Here is an 18,101-nt window from a genome sequence, read left to right as displayed (position 1 = left end):
AATTTCTCTTTATTTATTAGATTTAAATTTCGTTTTAGTTGGCTTTGTATTTGTTGTTTGTAATCTTGTTTTAGTGAACCATGGTTTATTGAAATCTGGTTCTCAATCATAGTGAAAAGAAACATAAAAAAATGTGTTTATATCTAAATAAAGGGCTAAACATTCTTTACTGTGTCGCGATTTTTGAACAGGTTTATGGATTTTCCATATAGGGTGTGCAAATCTTCTTTTACCATTAAGAGTACAGGAATGAGCACTAGAGTAATCACAGTAGCAAACATAATGCCGTAGCCTAGAGAGACTGCCGCAGGGATAAGCATTTGTGCCTGACGAGAGGTTTCCCACAAAATAGGCATAAGGCCGGCAAAAGTGGTAAAAGAGGTCAATAAAACGGCTCTTAAGCGACTACGGCAGGCAAGGCTGATGGCCTTATGGATATGCCCCGTGTCGTGTTTTAAGCTGTTAAACCGTGACACTAGCAGCAAGCTGTCGTTTACGACCACACCGCTGAGTGCCAATATGCCATTTAATGAGAAAATACCTAACGTTAAATCGTTCATCCAGTGTCCTAGCAGAGCGCCAATGATACCAAAGGGGATGGCCATCATAATGATCAGTGGCTGAGAGTAAGACTTCAGTGGAATGGCCAGCAAGCCGTAAATAATGAGTAGAGCAATCATAAACATTTTCGACATGGACGATTGCGTTTCCGCTCGCTGTTCTGCCTCTCCAGAAAAGTACACACTGACGCCACCAAATTGTCTTGTTAGTTGAGGGACAACAGCTTTCTCTAAGTATTCGACGACTTCCGTGGCAGACATGGTGTCTTTATCGACTTCTGCTGATAAATACAACGAACGTTTTCCGTCGATACGAACGATAGTGGTTTCTGCTTCTTCTTGGTGGAGTGTCGCCACACTTGATAATGGAATACGTGTACCATCATCTAGAATGATTTTAGTGTTCATGATTTCTGCAGGGGATTCTTGCTGGCTGTCAGGGTATACCAAGCGCACTTCAACTTCTGCATTATCCCTTTGATACGTTTGTACCTCGTCGCCATCAAAGTTTTTGCTGATTTGGCTGGCAAGGGAGCTGGTAGACAGGCCAAGGAGTCTACCTTGGTCGTTTAGCCCAAGTACCATTCTCGACTCGGTAGGGGCCGTGTTTTGTTCTATGCCACTGACTGCAGGAAGCGTCTCGAGTTGTTTTAATAAGGCCAGCATGGCACCGTCTAGCACTGAGCTATCATTACTTCTAAGCTCTATACGAAGGGCATCTACTGTTTCCCGAGCACTACGAATTCGCAAGTTTTTAACACCTTCTGGCAAGCCTGCTAATTGCTGCCATTTGCTGGCGAATTGCGCTGCGGTATAGGGTCTATCCGTGATTAATTCAATGCGGATATTGCCTGACTGATCATCACTAGCGGTGACCTGTAGATTCTTAATGGCGGATTCGCCCACAGGGGACGGCTTTTTACCTTCACCGCGCTGAGGTTTATCGGCGAATTCTCTGTTGAGCAGCTGACCGTTTTGCTCTCTAGGCGGCCTAGGGCGTTCTCCCCTAGGAGAGTCTTCGCCACTGCGCAACAGTCTATCAGCACGATAAGCGGCTCGCTCTAACTCCAGTAGCACGGTTTGAGTTTGTCCATAGCTAACATCGTTATACATGGTCAAATTGCCACGAACTGTGTCCCCAGGGATTCTCGGGAAAAAGCTGGTTCTAATGTCCCCGGTAAACGGCATAGCAATCACCAGTGCAAATATGGCAATGAATGCCGTAAGCACCGCATAGCGATATTGTAAGGCAAGGTCGATAGTGGGGCGGTAAATACGATCGCTAAACCAGTTTAAACCACTATCAGCGCCATGTTGAACATAAGCCCAGAGTTTCGCTATAGGGTTGCTACGAGTGGATTTGCGAGTGTTTATGTGAGCCAAGTGGGCGGGTAAGATAAGCTTTGACTCGATTACCGATAGTACCAAACAAATGGCAACCACAATCGCAAATTGGGAATAGAGTTGCCCTAAACGTCCCTCAATGTTCGACAAAGCCCAAAAGGCAGCCACGGTCGTAAACACACCAAATAATGTGGGTACAGCCACAATAAGTGTACCTTTTATGGTGCTTCCTAAAGTATCACCTTCATTTGAACGTACAGTGTAGACACTTTCTCCGACCACCACAGCGTCATCCACTACTATGCCTAACGCCATAATGAAACCAAAAGTGGTAAACATATTGAGAGTTAGTCCAATACTGTCGGTACCCATAAAAAACAAAGTGCCGAAAAATATGAACGGCAGCCCCATAGCAACCCAAAAAGCCACGGTGATGTTTAAGAAAATAGCCAAGAGTACAAACACCAGAAGTACCCCAGTGACGGCGTTCTCTACCATTAATTCAAGGCGTTGATTAATGGATTCACTACGGTCGTACCAAGTGCCCAGCTGAACATTAGAAGGCAATTTACCTGCTTCTTGCCATGTTGCAATTACGGCTTTTGCCGCAATAACCGAGTCTGAAATATCAGTATCGCCTTTTGTTAGAACTTGAATCGCAAGGCTGTTTTGTCGGTTAAAGCGAGATAGAGAGAAATCATCGTCATCGAATGTGTCTTGAATATTTGCCACATCAGAGACGAGCAAACGGCCTCCGTTCGAGTTGGTTTGCAGCACTATGTTAGAAAACTGGCTTTTTACATAGGCTTGCTCGGCGGCACTAATGCTCAAGTAAATGTCTTCACTGCGTAACGTGGCTACCTTAGCAGTAGACGATTCAGCGTTTATTGCATCGGATAAGTCAGTAAGCGTTAGACCATAAGATTGAAGTTTATTTTTATCCACTTCAATTTTAATGATGGGGTCTAACCAGCCTGAAATTGAGGTGGCACTGATGTCTTCTTGAGCTAATAGGTCAGACTCTAGCTCATCGGCTAATTTTTGTAAGGTTCTGCGGTCTGCGTCCCCATAGAGCTGAATCCAAATGGAGTGTTCTTCTCGAACCGCTTTAGAAACGACGGCGGGGTCGGCATCATCGGGAAAGGAGGTGATTTGATCAACTTCATCTTTTACGTCATCCATTAAAGTGTCAATGTCATAGCCATCCACCATTTCGATGGACACAGAGGTTGAGCTGGCGTTGGAGGAGGTGGTGATGTTTTTAATTCCAGACGTTCCCTGCAGCGCCTGCTCGATCGGAATGGCAATACCTTCTTCATTTTCTTTCGCCGAGCCACTGTCGTTACTGACCGAAATGTTGACCCGATTAGGAGATAAGCTGGGAAAAGCTTCCTTATTAATGCTCCCCATGTTTACGACACCTAAAGTGATGATGAGGATGAGCAGGAGATTGGCTGCCACAGGGTTATTGGCGAACCATGGAATAATCCCTTTAGGTTGATCAAACGGGCTCATGGACGACTCCCTATAGAGCCTTTCTGGGCCTGCAGAATGGGGTCAACCAAGGTGCCTTGCACATAGCTGTTATAAGGGTTTACCAGTACTTGGTAAGAGCCTTGCGGCATATCAGATGGGATATCGATATAAACATAGTTTTGATCTACAAAGCGAGGGGTGGTCTCAAAGGCGGCTAATCGACTGTTTTGATCCAAGTACCAGATTTCACTTTTCTGGCTTAAAGCAGAGCTCGGCAAACGCCATAATTGAGCAATTTCTTTTCCTTTGAGGTTGACTGTCACGAAGGAGCCTGGTAATAAGTTCGGTGATTGTTCAAAAGGTCGATCAAGGCTAACCGTGAGGGTGCGCATGCGGGTATCTTGATCAATGTGTTTACCAATGCGCAGAACCTTGCCTTGCCATGAAGCTTGAGTATCTATGCTGTGAATGGTCACTGGCCAGCCAGATAAAAGTGTTTTGTCATCCGGTAGTTTAAGCCAGTCGGAGTTAGACAAATCTAAGCTGATTTCGGCTCTATCTGTGCTGTATAACGTTGCAACCTGGGTGTTGGCACTTAAGTAGGAACCAAGAGCAATGTCTCTCGTTACGACCAGCGCATCAAATGGGACTTGGATCTGGGTATGTTTAAGGTCTTGTTGAGTGTTTTGTATTTGTGCCAGTGCGGCGTCTACCTCTGCTTGAGCTGCGGCCAATTGCGGTTCTCTTAGGACTAAATCAGAGTCCGGAGCATCTTGAAAGCCAGCTGCTTGCCACTCGGCTTTAGCTTGGGTACCTTGGCGTTGCTCTTCTTTCAATGCAAGAGTGGCGCTCGCTAAGGTGTTACGGGCATTGGCTAAGTCAGTATGTAATTGAGGGTTCGCTAAACTGGCTAAGACATGGCCTTTTTCGAGAGTTTGACCCGGCTCGAATTGCTCAGAAATTTTTACCACTTCACCGCTGACCTGGTTGGTAAGATTCAGCTCATAGCGAGGCGTAACCAGCCCTGATGCCTGTATACTGGCTGCATAGCTTCCTGCCGTGACTTCCATTACCGTAATATTAACCGCTTCTTCTGCGGCTTCAGGCCGTGCTTTTCGCACTTTAGATTGCTGAGCTTCAAGGGCATCACTAATAAAAAAATAGGTAGCAATTAATAGGGCGATAGCCACAAGAAAGCTCACCCACTGAAAAATCGACTTCATGGTGTTTTTACTCCAAGCCCCAAGGCGAGTCCAAGGGTGATGCGGTTACTGAGTTGCTGATAAATAATGTCATCAAGATCAGCCTCAAGATCAAATGTACTGGTTTGCGCACTAATCAAATCACTTATTTCCACTAGCCCTGCGCGATACTTGTTTTCATATTGTTGTAGGTTTTTACGGGAACTTTGTAGCGCCTCGCGAGTATGTGCTTCTTGCACGGCCAGAACGGCTTCTTGACCAAGAGCGTTTTCCACTTCATTGACAGCCGTTAATAAGGTGTCCCTATAAGCTTGGAAAGATTGCGCTGTTTCCAGTTGAGCAATTTCTTTCGCCGCTTTTAACTGGCCTCCCTGATAAAGCGGTTGAGTTAAAGAAGCGAGTAAACTCCATAACGGTGAGCCAAACAAAGCCTGACTGGGAGATTGCGCGGTTTCACTCAAAGAAGCACTTAAACTCACGCTAGGTAGCATATTTTTATAAGCAAGTTGTGTGTTTAGATCCGCGCTCTTTATGGCAAGGTAAGCTACTTTTAAATCGGGACGACGTTGTAGGCTTTGGGGAGCAAAGGCAGATAAATCGGGGAGTAATGCAGGGTAATCACTAACAGATTTCAATTCAAGAGGAGAGCTTTGCCCCAAATACAATTGTAAGGTGCGCTTCTCAATGGCAAGGGCTTCTTTAAATCCCGCTAGATCACTGCGAGATTTAGACGTACTGGTACGAGCTTCATCCAGCTCTTCTAAGTCACCAAGGCCATTACGAAAGCGTTTTAAAATCAGTTGTTCATTCGCTTCTAATAACGTTAAACGTTTGGTCTCGATGTTAATGGCTCTTTGCTTAGCAATTAAGCCTAACCAAGACTTCATGACGTTTGCCGCTAGCGTGTCTTGGCTTGCTTGATATAACGCTTGATTGCTGATCACACTGGTTTGCGCAATCGCGGCTTCGGTAGACAGGGCGTTCCAAAGATCCAGTTCCCAACTAATGGTAACATCGGCTGTATAGCTAGCACTGCTGTGCTCAGTTTTCTTTCCGGAAAACCCAGCTTCCGCACTGGGTTTCTGCTCACCTAGAATACTAGTAGCTTGCCACTCACTGACCTTTAAGGTTAATAAGGTTTGCTGCAGGTTGGGGTTGGCTGCTAAGGCTGTATTAATAAGTTGATCAAGGTTTGGATTATTAATCAGATCATTTAAATAATGGGTAGTTTCAGTTTCATCAAGCTGTTGCCAACGGCTCAATGACGTATCTGCCTGACTCAGCTCTTGGCTGGCGAGCTGTGAGTAATCTGGTTGCTCATTGGTCGTGCTACATGCCATGAGCAGCAGGCTAGAGCAAAGAGTCGCAACCTTAATGAGGTTGTTTACAGTCATGTTAATGTCAACTTAATATTCTAATGAGCTTGGGTTATCTGAAACTCGATGTGATACGTAAATTATGCGCAAATTCACGTATAGCTTAAGCTTATTTTCATTTCTTTACATAAGAGTGAAATAACAGGGAAATTCAGACCCAGATCGACAGTAAAAAATACTCAAGTTATGGCAAAGTCTGCCGATACCCTTAGCAAGACTCTTTTAGTGGAACTGTGTTAATGATATCTCCGATCAACCAAAGTGCTGTTAATGCTTACTCGATACAGGTGCAGAATAAGCCCCTTGTGTCTAAGCCAGCTGAGTCTCAAGCACCGCAGGAAAGTGTTGAAAAAGAGTCTAATAAGGAAGAAGCCAGTGGCCTTAAATCCTTTGCTCATGGTGTGTTTGGCCTGGATGATCCTAAACAGGAGAAACTAGTAGAGGAAGAAGATAACGATGCCTACTTCGCTGGCAAAATTCTTAAAGGCGTAGGAACTCTTGGCAGTATCATTGCGATCATTGTCTAACTTTAGATTACGCTATTTGAGCTAACATAGCCTTATATTGCTCACCAATTACCTTTACTCCCCGACGCGTTTTTTCTGTGTCTGAATCACTAAAGCACAATCGGAAACAGTGTCGGTATTTCCCGGTTGCGGAAAACAAAGATCCTGGTGCAAAGCTAACCTCCTGCTGACGACAGCGCTTTTCAAGTTCAAGACTTTCAATGTCTTCACTCAACTCGACCCAAAGAACGAAACTGCCCTGCGGGTAGCTCACCCGAACATGTTCTGGTAAATAATCTTTTATGGCTTTTAGGAGCTGATTTCTTTGTTTTTCATAGCTTAATCGCACTTTACGTATGTGTTTAGCGTATTGGCCTTGGCGAATAAACTTGGCCAGGGCTAATTGTGGGAAGACTTGGCACATGGAGCTGCTAACGTATTTAATATGGGTGACCTGATCTCGGTATCTACCAGGTGCAATCCAGCCGACCCTCATGCCAGGTGAAACACTTTTTGAAAAAGACGAACACAATAAAACTCGGCCGTCTTGATCGTAGGACTTAATGCTACGGGGTCTGGGGAATTGGTAGGAGATGTCTCCATAAATATCGTCTTCAATAATGGCAATGTCATAACTTTGTGCAATTCGATAAAGGCGCTCTTTTTTCTCCTCGGGCATAGTGTATCCCATCGGGTTATTACACGTTGGGGTAACAAATATCGCTTTGATGGGCCATTGGTCTAAGGCCAGTTCAAGAGCCTCTAAACTCAAGCCTCGATCCGCATGGGTCGGGATTTCCATAGCTTTTAAATTGGCGGCTTTTATTGCTTGCATCGAGCCATAAAAGCCAGGAGATTCTACCGCAATGATATCACCCGGTTCGGTAACGGCTCGTAAGCAAACAGAGAGTGCTTCTTGGCAACCTGATGTAACTACCAAATCGTCAGGGTGAAAGTGACAACCAGACGCTACCGCAATACGGCACAGCTCTTGTCTTAATTCTGGTACCCCACGTATGTCACTGTAGGCCATACCAGATTTAGGTTTCATCTTAATAATATCGGCCAAGCTTTTTAGTAGTGGAGATAAACTCGGGCCCTCCATATAAGGAACAGCATGTTGTAGCTGAATTTCGGTGTCTTGTCCTTGGTTCATTAATAGCGACAAAACTTCTTCCCACTGAGAGACCTCTAATGGCCTTTGTGGCGGGCGCGAAATGTTGGGCAGCTTAGTGACGGGTGTGTTGTTTTGTTTAATAAAATAGCCAGACTTGGGAACTGCTTCGACCAAAGCTTGTGTTTCGAGTAATCGATAAGCCTCTTGTACCGTGGATAAACTGACTCCGTGCTCCTGAGCAAGTTGGCGTACTGAGGGGAGTTTGCCTTCACCCTGATAAAAGCCGTGTTTAATGTGATCTTCAAGGCGTTCAGCTAAGTCTTTGTAAAGAGGCATACAGATCTCCAAAAAAACGATTTTCTATATAATAGTCTATTTCTGTATTGAAATTTACCATACAGATAGGCGATTAATTGGGCATACAGGGTAAGTTTTAGCTTTCTGTATGGTGTATTTTTCTACGATTTTATATCTGTATTGTTTTTGAGGAGTTTCATAACCTAGTAGGTATTCCGGTTGATCTCAATGTTAGGAGGGTGGTTATGATGATTATTGCGTTATTAGCTCACATACAGAACTGTTTTGTTGATTGTCGAACTCGTCGCCAGTTGGCGCGTTTAAGTGCTCAGCACCTAAAGGATGTTGGCTTAAGCAAAGAGCAACAAGCGGTTGAAGCAAACAAAGCTAAATGGACAAAAGTGCTGAAACAAATAGCCGCCTTTCGGGCTGCTAATAGGAGGCTGTAATGGTATGGTCGAGCCTGTTGGCAATAGCCTTGTTCGCTTTAGTCATGTCTGGTACCCCCGGGCCTAACAACGTTATGCTGTTAGCATCTGGCGCACGTTTTGGTTTTTATCGAACCTTGCCTCATATGTTCGGTATTACAATCGGTACAGCCAGCTTGATTAGTCTAGTGTTATTGGGCTTGGGGGCTTTATTCAGTTGGATGCCCAGTTTGTATACTCTATTGCAATGGCTTGGTGGAGGCTATTTACTTTGGCTTGCATGGAAGATTGCCAGCTCCCCCGTGGGCGAAATTGCTTCTGACTCTGCCCAGTCCAGGCCCATGACCTTAGTGCAAGCTTTGCTATTTCAGTACGTTAACCCAAAAGCTTGGATGATGGCCATTAGCTCTGTTAGTGCTTTTAGTGTGTCCGGTGATCTTTACTGGCAATCTGGTCTAGCGATTGTGTTGGTCTTCTCGTTAGTAAACTTTCCTGTCATCTCAGTTTGGGCTTGTTTAGGAATGGGGATCAAACGCTTACTCACTAATGAAGTGAGACAAAGAAGGTTCAATGTCATAATGGGGCTCGCAACGGCCGCCACATTAGCTATGATTGTTGCGGACTAATTGCGACCAGAGCGTCATCGAAGAATCAAAAGGGGTTACATGAGCGCACAACAGCAGAAAACCACATTACCACTTTATATTTACGGTTACTTTTTTTGTCAGGCAATTAATTTAACCGCAGCGGTCATTTCAGTGTCTGTTGCTGCAACAGTAGGAAGCCTTATTGCTCCCTCGCAAAGCTTAGCGACCTTACCCTATGGGTTACAGTTTTTAGCCATGTTGCTGGTGACTTACCCAGTCTCCATTGTGATGACACGTAAAGGACGAAACTTAGGGTTTGTTCTAGGGGCTTGCTCACTGCTGCTAGCAGGCTTAGTCGGTTATTGGGCCGTGGTTAACCACTCTTTTATGTTATTAATGCTGGCCCATGTACTGCTAGGGGCTTTTACCGCTTGTGCCAATTACTACCGTTTTGCTGCAGTTGATCGGTTATCAGGCGCTGCTAAATCGAAAGCGGTGTCTTTGGTGGTCGCAGGGGGCTTGGTCGCTGCTGTGTTAGGTCCTAGCATTGCGAGTATGCTTCGTGAGGTGGATGGCTTTGCTTTGTTCTCCCTAAGCTACGGTGCCTTGTCTGTGTTAGCGCTAGTGAACCTAGTGTTAATTTTTTGCCTTCCGAAGGATCAAGTTGCTAAGCATAGTGACAATGGGAAGCAAAAACAGCAGGCCGATAGGCTGTCTAGTATGCCAAAAGGTTTGTTGTTTGCCGTTATGACAGCGGCTTTTAGCTTTGGTGTGATGAACCTCATTATGATTCAGTCTTCATTGCAAATGCACCATAGCCACGTGCACTTTGACCATTCATCCTTGGCCATTCAATGGCATGTGGTCGCTATGTTTGCGCCTTCTTTTATATTGGGGCGTTTACTGACTTCTTTTGGCCATCAGAAAGTGATTACGGCAGGTTTTGTATTTTTTATGGTGACGGCTCTGATCAATAACCTATTTAATAGTTATGCCGCTATGGTGGTGTCCTTGATTTGTTTAGGGCTAGCATGGAATTTCACTTACGTGGGAGGCAGTGCGCTTATTTCAGTGTTGTTAGAAGGTCATGCTCAAGCCAAACGTTGGCAAGGTATAGGAGACACAGGGATTGCTTTTGTGGCCATGCTAGGTGCCATGACACCGGCTTTATTAATGTCTAGCATAGGTTGGCAATGGAGTAATGTTCTGGCTGGTGGGTTGATCCTGCTGTGTCTTTTATGCCAGTGGAAAACACTCAGTTCGAACCGTGCTCAAGAGGGCTAAATTAGTGAACGAAAGCGCTCCTTGGCACTTGTACATGATTAAAACACGATTAAATACGCTTTATACAGGCGTGACTACAGACGTTGATCGGCGCTTTCAGGAACACCAAAGTGGGGCCAGTAAAAGTGCTCGCTACCTTAGAGGAAAGGCGCCGTTAGAATTAATGTGGCAATGTGAAGTAGCGTCGAAGCGTGAAGCGATGCAGTTAGAGTATCGTATTAAGCGTTTACCAAAACGCCAAAAGTTGGCTTTGATTACCGGTCAGCTTACTTTAGCGGATCTATTTGAAATACCTCCTTAACTTGAATTTTTAGGCATAGGCTTCTAGCATGGTGCCTTAATATTTTGTTTTTTGAGAGTCGCTATGATACATGGATTTCATCATCTGGTGCTCACTGTTGCGAGTCCTGAGCACTCAGTCACTTTTTATCAAAAATTATTCAAGCTTAGTCCGTCAGAACGAGAATCCAACAAGGGGATTCAATTGGCGGGTGTGCATATTCAATTTCAAACGTTAGGCAGTGAAATTCGGCATCATGCTATGGAAGGGGCAGGCCATTTTTGTTTAACCACAACAGAGCCATTAGAATTGTTTGTGCAACATATGAAGACTTGTGAGATACCCCTGTTAGAAGGGCCATCAGCTTCTCAAGAGCAGGATGTAGAGTATGAGTTTTTACTGCTAAATGACTGTGATAACAACCTTATTGAAATACGACATTATAGTTAATGTTAGATCTTATCGACCAATAACTGGCTGACAGTTTGGCGTAATGCTAGGTAGGATTCATGTTCATATTTACCATAGGCGGCGAGTTTACGAGCCTTCAATGGTGTGAAAATCGGCTGGCTAAAGCCCATGAGAAAACGTGTTATTAAGGTTTCTGTGATCGGCAGTGACAATGCTTGATTGGCAACCAGAGCCATAAAAGATTGCATGTCTTGTTGAAGTTGCTCGGTCGGTTGGCAAGTTGTGTCCACGTTAGACGGGGGGAAGCTTAACACTGAACCTCGGCACACCGAGCAATGACCACATTGCTCAGGGGCTTGTTGATCACCAAAATAACGAGCTAAATTATGACTTAAACAGCGATCAAGCTTAAAAAATCGTAGCATAGTATGAATGCGAGCAATTTCTGAGGCTTCTTTTTCCTTTACATACGCGGTTAAGTTATGGAGTAAATTAGGCTCTTTCAGACCAGCTAGGTTGACCTGATAAACCTCGGTGAGTACCTTGGTTTCTAAGCTGATATGCTGGGTTTCATTTAGGTGTTCTAATATTGCGAGTGCTCTGCCACGGCCAATAGCATGTTTTTCTTCTAAGTAATCGAAATCCGGCGTCCCCCATATTTTTTTGTAGCGAATACAGTCCAAAATAGCCTGGTAATCATTGTGCCAACTAGGGTCAAGACTTTGAACGTCTGGTTTGGCGAGCAGCCATTTTAGTCGAACTTGCTCATAGTAACTGTATTTGGGCTGAAGAATATTCTGTAGCTCAAGTTGTACTAAGAGCGTCTTTAACACCAGCGAACGGATATTGGTAAGTTGCGATAAGGCAAAAAGCTGTGTGTGCCATTCAGTGTTGTATTGGCTGTGCTGACAACTGGTTTGAATGTGTGTCAAAAGTTGCTCTATGTTGTGGGCTTCTGGTGTGTCAGCATAAACAAAGTTTTCAAGTGTGTAGAGGTTGTCTAAGTTGGCGAGCAGTAAGCACCGACTAGCTTGATTATCTCGCCCTGCGCGGCCAATTTCCTGGCTATAGTTCTCGATGGACTTGGGTAAATCATAGTGTATCACTTGCCTAATATTGGCTTTGTCTATGCCCATACCAAAGGCAATGGTGGCCACAATCACGTTCAACTTATTAGACATGAAACTCTGTTGAATGTGACTGCGTGTTTCACTGTCTAAGCCGGCGTGGTAAGCAGACGCTTGCAGCCCCAGTATTTGAAGTTGTTGAGCGAGTTGATCCGCTGTTTTTTGTAAGGTGACATACACTATGCTGGCGCCTTGTTCTTCCTTTAGGGCATTCATTAGTAGCGTGTGCTTTAGATCATTAGGAGCGGCTTTGAGCTCAATAGTCAGATTGGGGCGATAAAAGCCCGTTTGAACAATATGTTCAGGGCAAATGGCAAATTTTTGCGCCATGTCTTTTTGCACCCGACGAGTGGCTGTCGCGGTTAAGAGTAAAACGGTAGGAATACGAAACTCTCTTTGTAGTTTGGGCAGCTTAAGATAATCCGGTCTAAAATTATGCCCCCATTCTGATAAGCAGTGTGCTTCATCAACCACCAACATAGAAATGGCCAGGCTTGCAAGAAAGCGACGAAAGTTTTCGTTACTAAATCTTTCCACAGAGACCATGAGAATTTTTATTTGACCGTTTCTCACCTCTTGCATGATTTTGAGGCTGTCTTCTTTGCTTTGTGTGGAGTCGAGGCTGGCGGCAGGAATCTTCTTTGCGTCCAAAAACGCCAGTTGGTCGTGCATTAAGGCAATTAAGGGTGATACAACCAAGGTTAAATGAGGGAGTTGAGTAGCCGTAAACTGATAGCATAAGGACTTTCCTGAACCTGTCGGAAACACGGCTAGAGTAGAGTGCCCTTGAAGTAAATTTTCTATGGCTTGGCGCTGGCCCTCTCTGAATTCGGAAAAACCGAAATGGCGTGTTAATGCTTGTTCTAGCTGGCTCATAAATGAAATTGCCCCCAATCTTGGCGGCACTGTTCAAGCTCATTTAAGTGCGTTATCCAGGCGTCTTCACTGGCAAACCAAGGAAACGCTTTAGGAAAAGCGGGGTCTTGCCAGCGCTGTTGTAACCAAGCTCGGTATTGGATAATGCGTGTGCATTTAAAGACATCGATTAATCCTAATTCGCCACGATCAAAACTCTGATAACTTTCATACCCTTCAATGAGCTCACTAAGTTGTAAAGCTGGGTTATTGGATTGGGTTAGGTGAAGCCATAAATCTTGAACCGCTAAACCGTTTTGGCAGTCGTCAAAATCGACTAAGTAAGCCTGTTCATCCCTCATAATGATATTGCTACGGTGACAGTCGCCGTGAATAGGCCGCAGTTGTTTTGGCCAATAGCCTTGTACGCTGGCTTGGCATAGATCTTTAAGGGCTTGTATCTTATGGCGGTAATCGGCTTTTAGCTTGTTAGGCAAAAACGGTCCACCTAAAATGCTTTGCGCTGCGTTTTCAATGTGTTTAATAGGGGTGGCACTGTTTCTATGAACGAAGGGCTTGTCACCCAGAGCCTGATGTAATTGGCCAATCAATTCTCCAGTTTGAAACAGGTGATCCAGGTTGTCAGCTTCCGGATAAGGTCCGCTAATGCGTTCAAACAAAGCAAACTCGATGCCCTTAAAAGAATGCAGAGTTTGACCATTTAACAACAGTGGAGCCGCAACTGAAACGCCTTTGCCTTGCAAAGTAAGTAGGGCTTGGTGCTCCTCTAGAATTTGTGAAGTTTGCCAGCGTTGAGGGCGATAAAACTTAGCGATGATGGGGGCAGCGTCTTCAATACCGACTTGGTAAACACGGTTCTCATAACTGTTGAGTGGATAAATGCGAGAGTCACTCCATAAACCAGTAGATTCAACAGCATCAAGAATAACGTCGGGTACAAGAACAGAAAAAGGGTGTGACAAAAGAGTCTCCGGTTAACGGTAGCGGGCAATTAAAACGCCGCGATAATGACAAACAAGGTGTTGCTTTTCAAGTTGCATTCCAGCAGTGCTAAATAGCACCTCTAGGGAGGCTGGTGAGCTCGGCAAAGGTACTTGCATAGGCGTGTCATCGCGATAGAACACCAACCAAAGCGTTTCTTGCTGGTGGGCGGGTGTTAATAAGATGGCAAGGTAGCCTCGTGCGGCTTCATGCCAGTGATCAGCTTGCATTTCCCCACCTTGCTCATTGAGCCAGGTAATCTGATCTGCAGTTAGGTGTTGGTAAAGGTCGTCGTCTGGTAAATGTATGTTAGCCAGTATAGGGTAGCGTTTGCGTATTGCTAGTAGCTGTGCCGTTGCGTTTTCGAGTTGAGTTCGGCTTGGGCTGGTTTGCCAATCTAACCAGGTTAACTTATTGTCCTGACAGTAGGCATTGTTGTTTCCTTGTTGGCTGTGACTGAGCTCGTCTCCGCCTAACAGGTGTGGTGTGCCCTGGCTGAGCAGTAGCGTTGCGATAAAACATAACTGCTGATTGAGGCGTTTCTCAAGAATGTCTTGCTGCTCTGTTTCACCCTCAACCCCAAAGTTTTGGCTAATGTTTTCTGTATGGCCATCACGGTTTCCTTCCATATTGGCTAGGTTATGGCGGTCGTGGTAGGAAACCAGATCGTGGAGCGTATAACCGTCGTGGTAGGTGATATAGTTAACAGATTGTAGAGGGTCTCTATGGCCTTTATGAAAGACATCTCTGGAGCCCATGATTCGAGTTGCGAAGTCGGCAATAGAGTGCTGATCACCGCGCCAAAAACGTCTGATGGTGTCACGGTATTTATCGTTACATTCTAAGAACCCGTTGGGAAACTGACCAACTTGGTATCCCCCTGGACCAATGTCCCAAGGCTCCATGACCAAACAGGCTTGGCTCAATAGTGGGTCTTGGCGTATCGCCTGTAATAGGGGAGCTTGCCCAGAAAAGTCGTGCTGCATGCGGCCAAGATCGACACCTAGATCGAAACGAAAACCGTCTACGCCCATGACTTCCATCCAATAGCGCATACTGTCACAAATTAGGCGAATGCTATTGGGCTGAAAGGTGTCGATGCAGTTGCCACAGCCTGTGTAGTTGAGATATTGCCCGTCTTGATGGCGATAATAGTGCCGGTTGTCCAAACCACGAAAACACACGCTGGCTTGGTTGGCTTCACTTTCTGCCGTGTGGTTGTAGACCACGTCTAAAATGACTTCAAAGCCACCAAGGCGCAGCCCATCGACCATGCGCTTAAATTCTTCAATAGGGTTTTGGAGCGCATAGCTTTCTTCAACGGCAAAAAAACTAATAGGGTTGTAGCCCCAGTAATTACTGAGTTTCAGTTCTTGTAGGTGTTTTTCATTGGCGAAGCTAAAGCAGGGCATGAGCTGTATGGTGGTGACGCCCAACTGTTGTAAATGGGTTATCCCCGCTTCGCTGATAACCCCTAAATAAGTACCTTGCAACTTGGGGTCAATGTCCAGTTGCTTGCTAAACCCTTTAACATGTAATTCATAAATACAGCGTTGGGTGTCTTTTACCTTCACTCGTGCGGGGCGGCTAGCAGATGTGTCGGCTGATGCCACGATGGATTTAGGTACCCAAGGGGCTGAGTCAATCGGGCAGGCGCTATTGTCTTGTGCTATCGCCGACTGATTTGGGTGCCAAACTAGCTTTTCTGATAAGGCTAAAGCATAAGGGTCAATCAGTAATTTTTGCGGGTTGAAGAGAAATTGCGCAGATGGGTCAAAAGGGCCTTGCGCCCGCAGTCCATATGCTTGGCCTTCAGACAGGCCTGCTACTTCCATATGCCAAGTGTCGTGAGTTTTGGCCATAAAGGGATACTGGCAAATTTCTTGGCCATCTTCGTTAAACAGGCACAACCAAAGTTGTTGCGCATCAAAAGAGCGAACTGCAAAATTTACCCCGTGTTGGGTGATACTGGCTCCTAGTGGAAACGGGTGCCCATTACTGCAAGTTGCGCTCATGCTTATTGCCTACCTTAGTTGGATTTATGAATTTCCTAGCCATTTGAGCAATATACCTGCCAGTGGCGGAACTTCTAATTCGATACTTTGCTCACGACCATGGCTGCTGATGTTTGCTGTCTCGTACAGAGTGTTCTTAACAAACCCACTGCCCATGTATTGGTTGTCATCTGAGTTGAAAATGACTTGGTAACGTCCTGCTTGAGGGACGCCAATACGGTACTGACTATGAGGAACTGGGGTGAAATTCAACACCGCAAGGGTATGTTGATCGGATTTTTTTGCTTTACGAACAAAGGCTAAAATACTATTTGTGCTGTCATCATGGCTGATCCACTCAAAGCCCTTTGGCGAGTGGTCAAGATGCAGCGAGGCTTCCTCACGGTACAGATGGTTTAAGCCTTTACAAAGCTGTTGCTGGCCTAGGTGGAAATCAGTATCCAGTAGGTGCCAATCAAGGGAACGTTCGTGGCTCCACTCTTGGCCTTGTGCAAATTCGCTGCCCATAAAGTTGAGTTTTTTCCCAGGGTGAAAGTACATATAACTGGTAAAAGCCCTTAAATTCGCAAATTTTTGCCAGCTATCGCCAGGCATTTTATCCAGCATTGAGTGTTTGCCATGCACAACTTCATCATGGGAAATAGGTAAGACAAATTGCTCGTCAAAGGCATACACCATGCTAAAACTCAACTCGCCTTGGTGGTATTGACGGTGAATAGGGTCTTTTTGCATGTACTCTAATGAGTCATTCATCCAGCCCATGTTCCACTTAAAGCCAAAGCCGAGGCCATCCATATAAGTGGGTTTGGACACACCTGGAAATGCCGTTGATTCTTCAGCAACAGTGAAGCAGCGGGGGTGGTTTAAATACACGGTTTCATTTAAACGCCGCAAGAAGGCTATGGCTTCATAATTGTGATTGCCACCATCCTGATTGGGAATCCATTCGCCTTCTTCACGTGAGTAATCAAGATACAGCATGGACGCCACAGCATCGACTCGCAGGCCATCAATGTGGAACTCTTCGAGCCAATAAACGGCATTACTGATTAAGTAGTTCACCACATGTTCTTTGCCGAAATCATAGATTAAGGAGTTCCATTCTGGGTGCCAGCCTTTTTTAGGGTCCGGGTATTCGTATTGTTTTGTTCCATCAAAATTGGCAAGGCCATGGCTATCTGCTGGGAAATGCGCAGGGACCCAATCCATAATGACCCCAATATTGGCTTGGTGCAGGGCATCCACAAGCGCTTTAAACTCTTCTGGAGAGCCATAACGTGAGGTCACTGCATAGAGTCCTACTGGTTGGTACCCCCAGGAACCATCAAATGGGAACTCAGTGATTGGAAGGAGCTCCACATGGGTGTAGCCCATGTCTTTTACGTAGGGAACAAGTTCGTCGATGAGTTCTAAATAGCTAAGAGGGTGGTTGCCTTCTTTTCGACGCCAGGAGCCAAGATGCAGCTCGTAAATGCTCATGGGAGCTTCATATATACCTGCAATTGGACGGTTTACCCAATGGCTGTCCTGCCAATCGTGTTTGTTGTTAAAGCAGGTAACGCTCGCAAATGACGGGTACTGCTCTATTTGTTGCGCATAAGGGTCAGTGCGGTGGGGAAGTAACTCTCCATTATTAGCACGAATTTCGAATTTATAGCGAGCACCATGTTTAACGTCTGGAAGGAACAGGCGCCAAATACCATCACCATTGCTAGACATAGGGTGGATACGACCATCCCAACCATTAAAGTCTCCTACCACAGAAACAGAGCGTGCTGCAGGCGCATAGACCGCAAAACGAGTGCCATCAATTGTTATAGAGTTTGAAAGAGGGGCTTGCGTTGCAATTGCTCCTTGGCTTTTGTATAAGGAGGCCTGATGATGTTCTGGGTCGGTAAAGGTTGCTTCGGTAAATTGGTAAGGATCAAGAATATCCACACGAGTATTTTCGTAGGTGATTCTTAGGCGGTAAGGGAATGGCTCTGTTTTATCTGGCCAAGTCAATAAAAACAAGCCTGCTTGTTGGCTCATTTGCATGATGCCATAGGAATCCTCTGTATCGATAGCAATGACTTCTATTTGTTCAGCATCTGGCTGCCACACAGTTAAGCTTAAGCCGCTTGGAGATGATTGAAGGCCAAGGCAACCGAATGGGTCAGAGCAACATGTGTTCAGTATGTCTTTTACAAGTTGTGTTTCAAGTATATCCATTCACTTCTCCAGCTTTACGTAAC

The 18,101-nt window shown here is 45.3% G+C and carries 14 protein-coding genes; 6 read left to right on the top strand and 8 right to left on the bottom strand.

The annotated features are described in order from the left end of the window. Positions 1-155: 155 nt before the first annotated feature. The 3 genes from ACYVGZ_RS10890 to ACYVGZ_RS10880 are packed head-to-tail and all read right to left on the bottom strand — an operon-like array spanning position 156 to position 5,976. Positions 156-3,419, bottom strand: coding sequence for an efflux RND transporter permease subunit (locus ACYVGZ_RS10890; protein WP_460755236.1), 3,264 nt, complete (start codon positions 3,417-3,419; stop codon positions 156-158). Beyond that, positions 3,416-4,603, bottom strand: coding sequence for an efflux RND transporter periplasmic adaptor subunit (locus tag ACYVGZ_RS10885; RefSeq protein ID WP_460755234.1), 1,188 nt, complete (start codon positions 4,601-4,603; stop codon positions 3,416-3,418). Before ACYVGZ_RS10885 ends, ACYVGZ_RS10890 begins: the two co-directional genes overlap by 4 nt. After that, complete coding sequence (locus tag ACYVGZ_RS10880; RefSeq protein ID WP_460755231.1) at positions 4,600-5,976, bottom strand: TolC family protein; 1,377 nt, start codon at positions 5,974-5,976, stop codon at positions 4,600-4,602. The genes ACYVGZ_RS10885 and ACYVGZ_RS10880 overlap by 4 nt, the downstream gene beginning before the upstream one ends. 221 nt (positions 5,977-6,197) lie before the next feature. On the opposite strand from ACYVGZ_RS10880, the gene ACYVGZ_RS10875 reads away from it, so the two are divergent. After that, a complete protein-coding gene (locus ACYVGZ_RS10875; protein ID WP_460755229.1) occupies positions 6,198-6,485 on the top strand; it encodes a hypothetical protein in 288 nt (95 codons plus the stop codon). A 7-nt stretch (positions 6,486-6,492) separates the two neighbouring features. On the opposite strand, the gene ACYVGZ_RS10870 is transcribed toward ACYVGZ_RS10875, so the two are convergent. Continuing rightward, complete coding sequence (locus ACYVGZ_RS10870) at positions 6,493-7,917, bottom strand: aminotransferase-like domain-containing protein (protein ID WP_460755226.1); 1,425 nt, start codon at positions 7,915-7,917, stop codon at positions 6,493-6,495. A gap of 206 nt (positions 7,918-8,123) precedes the next feature. On the opposite strand from ACYVGZ_RS10870, the gene ACYVGZ_RS10865 reads away from it, so the two are divergent. The 5 genes from ACYVGZ_RS10865 to ACYVGZ_RS10845 all read left to right on the top strand — a co-directional run bounded on the left by ACYVGZ_RS10865 (position 8,124) and on the right by ACYVGZ_RS10845 (position 10,907). Next, positions 8,124-8,327, top strand: a complete 204-nt coding sequence (locus tag ACYVGZ_RS10865) for a DUF1127 domain-containing protein (RefSeq protein ID WP_460755223.1) — start codon at positions 8,124-8,126, stop codon at positions 8,325-8,327. Then, positions 8,327-8,932: a LysE family translocator gene (locus ACYVGZ_RS10860; protein WP_460755221.1), complete on the top strand. Its 606-nt coding sequence runs from the start codon at positions 8,327-8,329 to the stop codon at positions 8,930-8,932. The genes ACYVGZ_RS10865 and ACYVGZ_RS10860 overlap by 1 nt, the downstream gene beginning before the upstream one ends. 39 nt (positions 8,933-8,971) lie before the next feature. Beyond that, a complete protein-coding gene (locus ACYVGZ_RS10855) occupies positions 8,972-10,177 on the top strand; it encodes an MFS transporter (protein ID WP_460755218.1) in 1,206 nt (401 codons plus the stop codon). Positions 10,178-10,211: 34 nt separating this feature from the next. Beyond that, positions 10,212-10,478 carry a GIY-YIG nuclease family protein gene (locus tag ACYVGZ_RS10850; protein ID WP_460755215.1) on the top strand — a complete coding sequence of 89 codons (267 nt, stop codon included), beginning with the start codon at positions 10,212-10,214 and terminating at the stop codon, positions 10,476-10,478. A gap of 63 nt (positions 10,479-10,541) precedes the next feature. Continuing rightward, the gene (locus ACYVGZ_RS10845) at positions 10,542-10,907 is read left to right on the top strand and encodes a VOC family protein (protein WP_460755212.1); all 366 of its coding nucleotides are present in this window, start codon (positions 10,542-10,544) and stop codon (positions 10,905-10,907) included. Between the two features lie 2 nt (positions 10,908-10,909). Here ACYVGZ_RS10845 and ACYVGZ_RS10840 read toward each other — a convergent pair whose 3' ends face one another. The 4 genes from ACYVGZ_RS10840 to glgB are packed head-to-tail and all read right to left on the bottom strand — an operon-like array spanning position 10,910 to position 18,078. Beyond that, positions 10,910-12,871 (bottom strand): RecQ family ATP-dependent DNA helicase, encoded by a 1,962-nt coding sequence (locus ACYVGZ_RS10840; protein WP_460755210.1) that lies wholly within the window; start codon positions 12,869-12,871, stop codon positions 10,910-10,912. Beyond that, positions 12,868-13,833: a serine/threonine protein kinase gene (locus ACYVGZ_RS10835; RefSeq protein ID WP_460755207.1), complete on the bottom strand. Its 966-nt coding sequence runs from the start codon at positions 13,831-13,833 to the stop codon at positions 12,868-12,870. The genes ACYVGZ_RS10840 and ACYVGZ_RS10835 overlap by 4 nt, the downstream gene beginning before the upstream one ends. A 12-nt stretch (positions 13,834-13,845) precedes the next feature. After that, on the bottom strand, positions 13,846-15,867 hold the full coding sequence (gene glgX / locus ACYVGZ_RS10830; protein ID WP_460755204.1) for a glycogen debranching protein GlgX: 2,022 nt from the start codon (positions 15,865-15,867) through the stop codon (positions 13,846-13,848). A gap of 24 nt (positions 15,868-15,891) precedes the next feature. Then, positions 15,892-18,078 (bottom strand): 1,4-alpha-glucan branching protein GlgB, encoded by a 2,187-nt coding sequence (gene glgB, locus ACYVGZ_RS10825; protein WP_460755201.1) that lies wholly within the window; start codon positions 18,076-18,078, stop codon positions 15,892-15,894. Positions 18,079-18,101: the final 23 nt, after the last annotated feature.

This window comes from Marinomonas epiphytica (genome assembly GCF_054780655.1).
The sequence above is the reverse complement of the archived record's forward strand: the minus strand, read 5'-3'. Positions and strand labels throughout refer to the sequence as shown.

What these genes read in the sequence shown, in the direction of transcription:
- ACYVGZ_RS10890 (WP_460755236.1), bottom strand. Translation starts at nt 3,419, where the DNA reads ATGAGCCCGTTTGATCAACCTAAAGGGATTATTCCATGGTTCGCCAAT.
- ACYVGZ_RS10885 (WP_460755234.1), bottom strand. Translation starts at nt 4,603, where the DNA reads ATGAAGTCGATTTTTCAGTGGGTGAGCTTTCTTGTGGCTATCGCCCTA.
- ACYVGZ_RS10880 (WP_460755231.1), bottom strand. Translation starts at nt 5,976, where the DNA reads ATGACTGTAAACAACCTCATTAAGGTTGCGACTCTTTGCTCTAGCCTG.
- ACYVGZ_RS10875 (WP_460755229.1), top strand. Translation starts at nt 6,198, where the DNA reads ATGATATCTCCGATCAACCAAAGTGCTGTTAATGCTTACTCGATACAG.
- ACYVGZ_RS10870 (WP_460755226.1), bottom strand. Translation starts at nt 7,917, where the DNA reads ATGCCTCTTTACAAAGACTTAGCTGAACGCCTTGAAGATCACATTAAA.
- ACYVGZ_RS10865 (WP_460755223.1), top strand. Translation starts at nt 8,124, where the DNA reads ATGATGATTATTGCGTTATTAGCTCACATACAGAACTGTTTTGTTGAT.
- ACYVGZ_RS10860 (WP_460755221.1), top strand. Translation starts at nt 8,327, where the DNA reads ATGGTATGGTCGAGCCTGTTGGCAATAGCCTTGTTCGCTTTAGTCATG.
- ACYVGZ_RS10855 (WP_460755218.1), top strand. Translation starts at nt 8,972, where the DNA reads ATGAGCGCACAACAGCAGAAAACCACATTACCACTTTATATTTACGGT.
- ACYVGZ_RS10850 (WP_460755215.1), top strand. Translation starts at nt 10,212, where the DNA reads ATGATTAAAACACGATTAAATACGCTTTATACAGGCGTGACTACAGAC.
- ACYVGZ_RS10845 (WP_460755212.1), top strand. Translation starts at nt 10,542, where the DNA reads ATGATACATGGATTTCATCATCTGGTGCTCACTGTTGCGAGTCCTGAG.
- ACYVGZ_RS10840 (WP_460755210.1), bottom strand. Translation starts at nt 12,871, where the DNA reads ATGAGCCAGCTAGAACAAGCATTAACACGCCATTTCGGTTTTTCCGAA.
- glgX (WP_460755204.1), bottom strand. Translation starts at nt 15,867, where the DNA reads ATGAGCGCAACTTGCAGTAATGGGCACCCGTTTCCACTAGGAGCCAGT.
- glgB (WP_460755201.1), bottom strand. Translation starts at nt 18,078, where the DNA reads ATGGATATACTTGAAACACAACTTGTAAAAGACATACTGAACACATGT.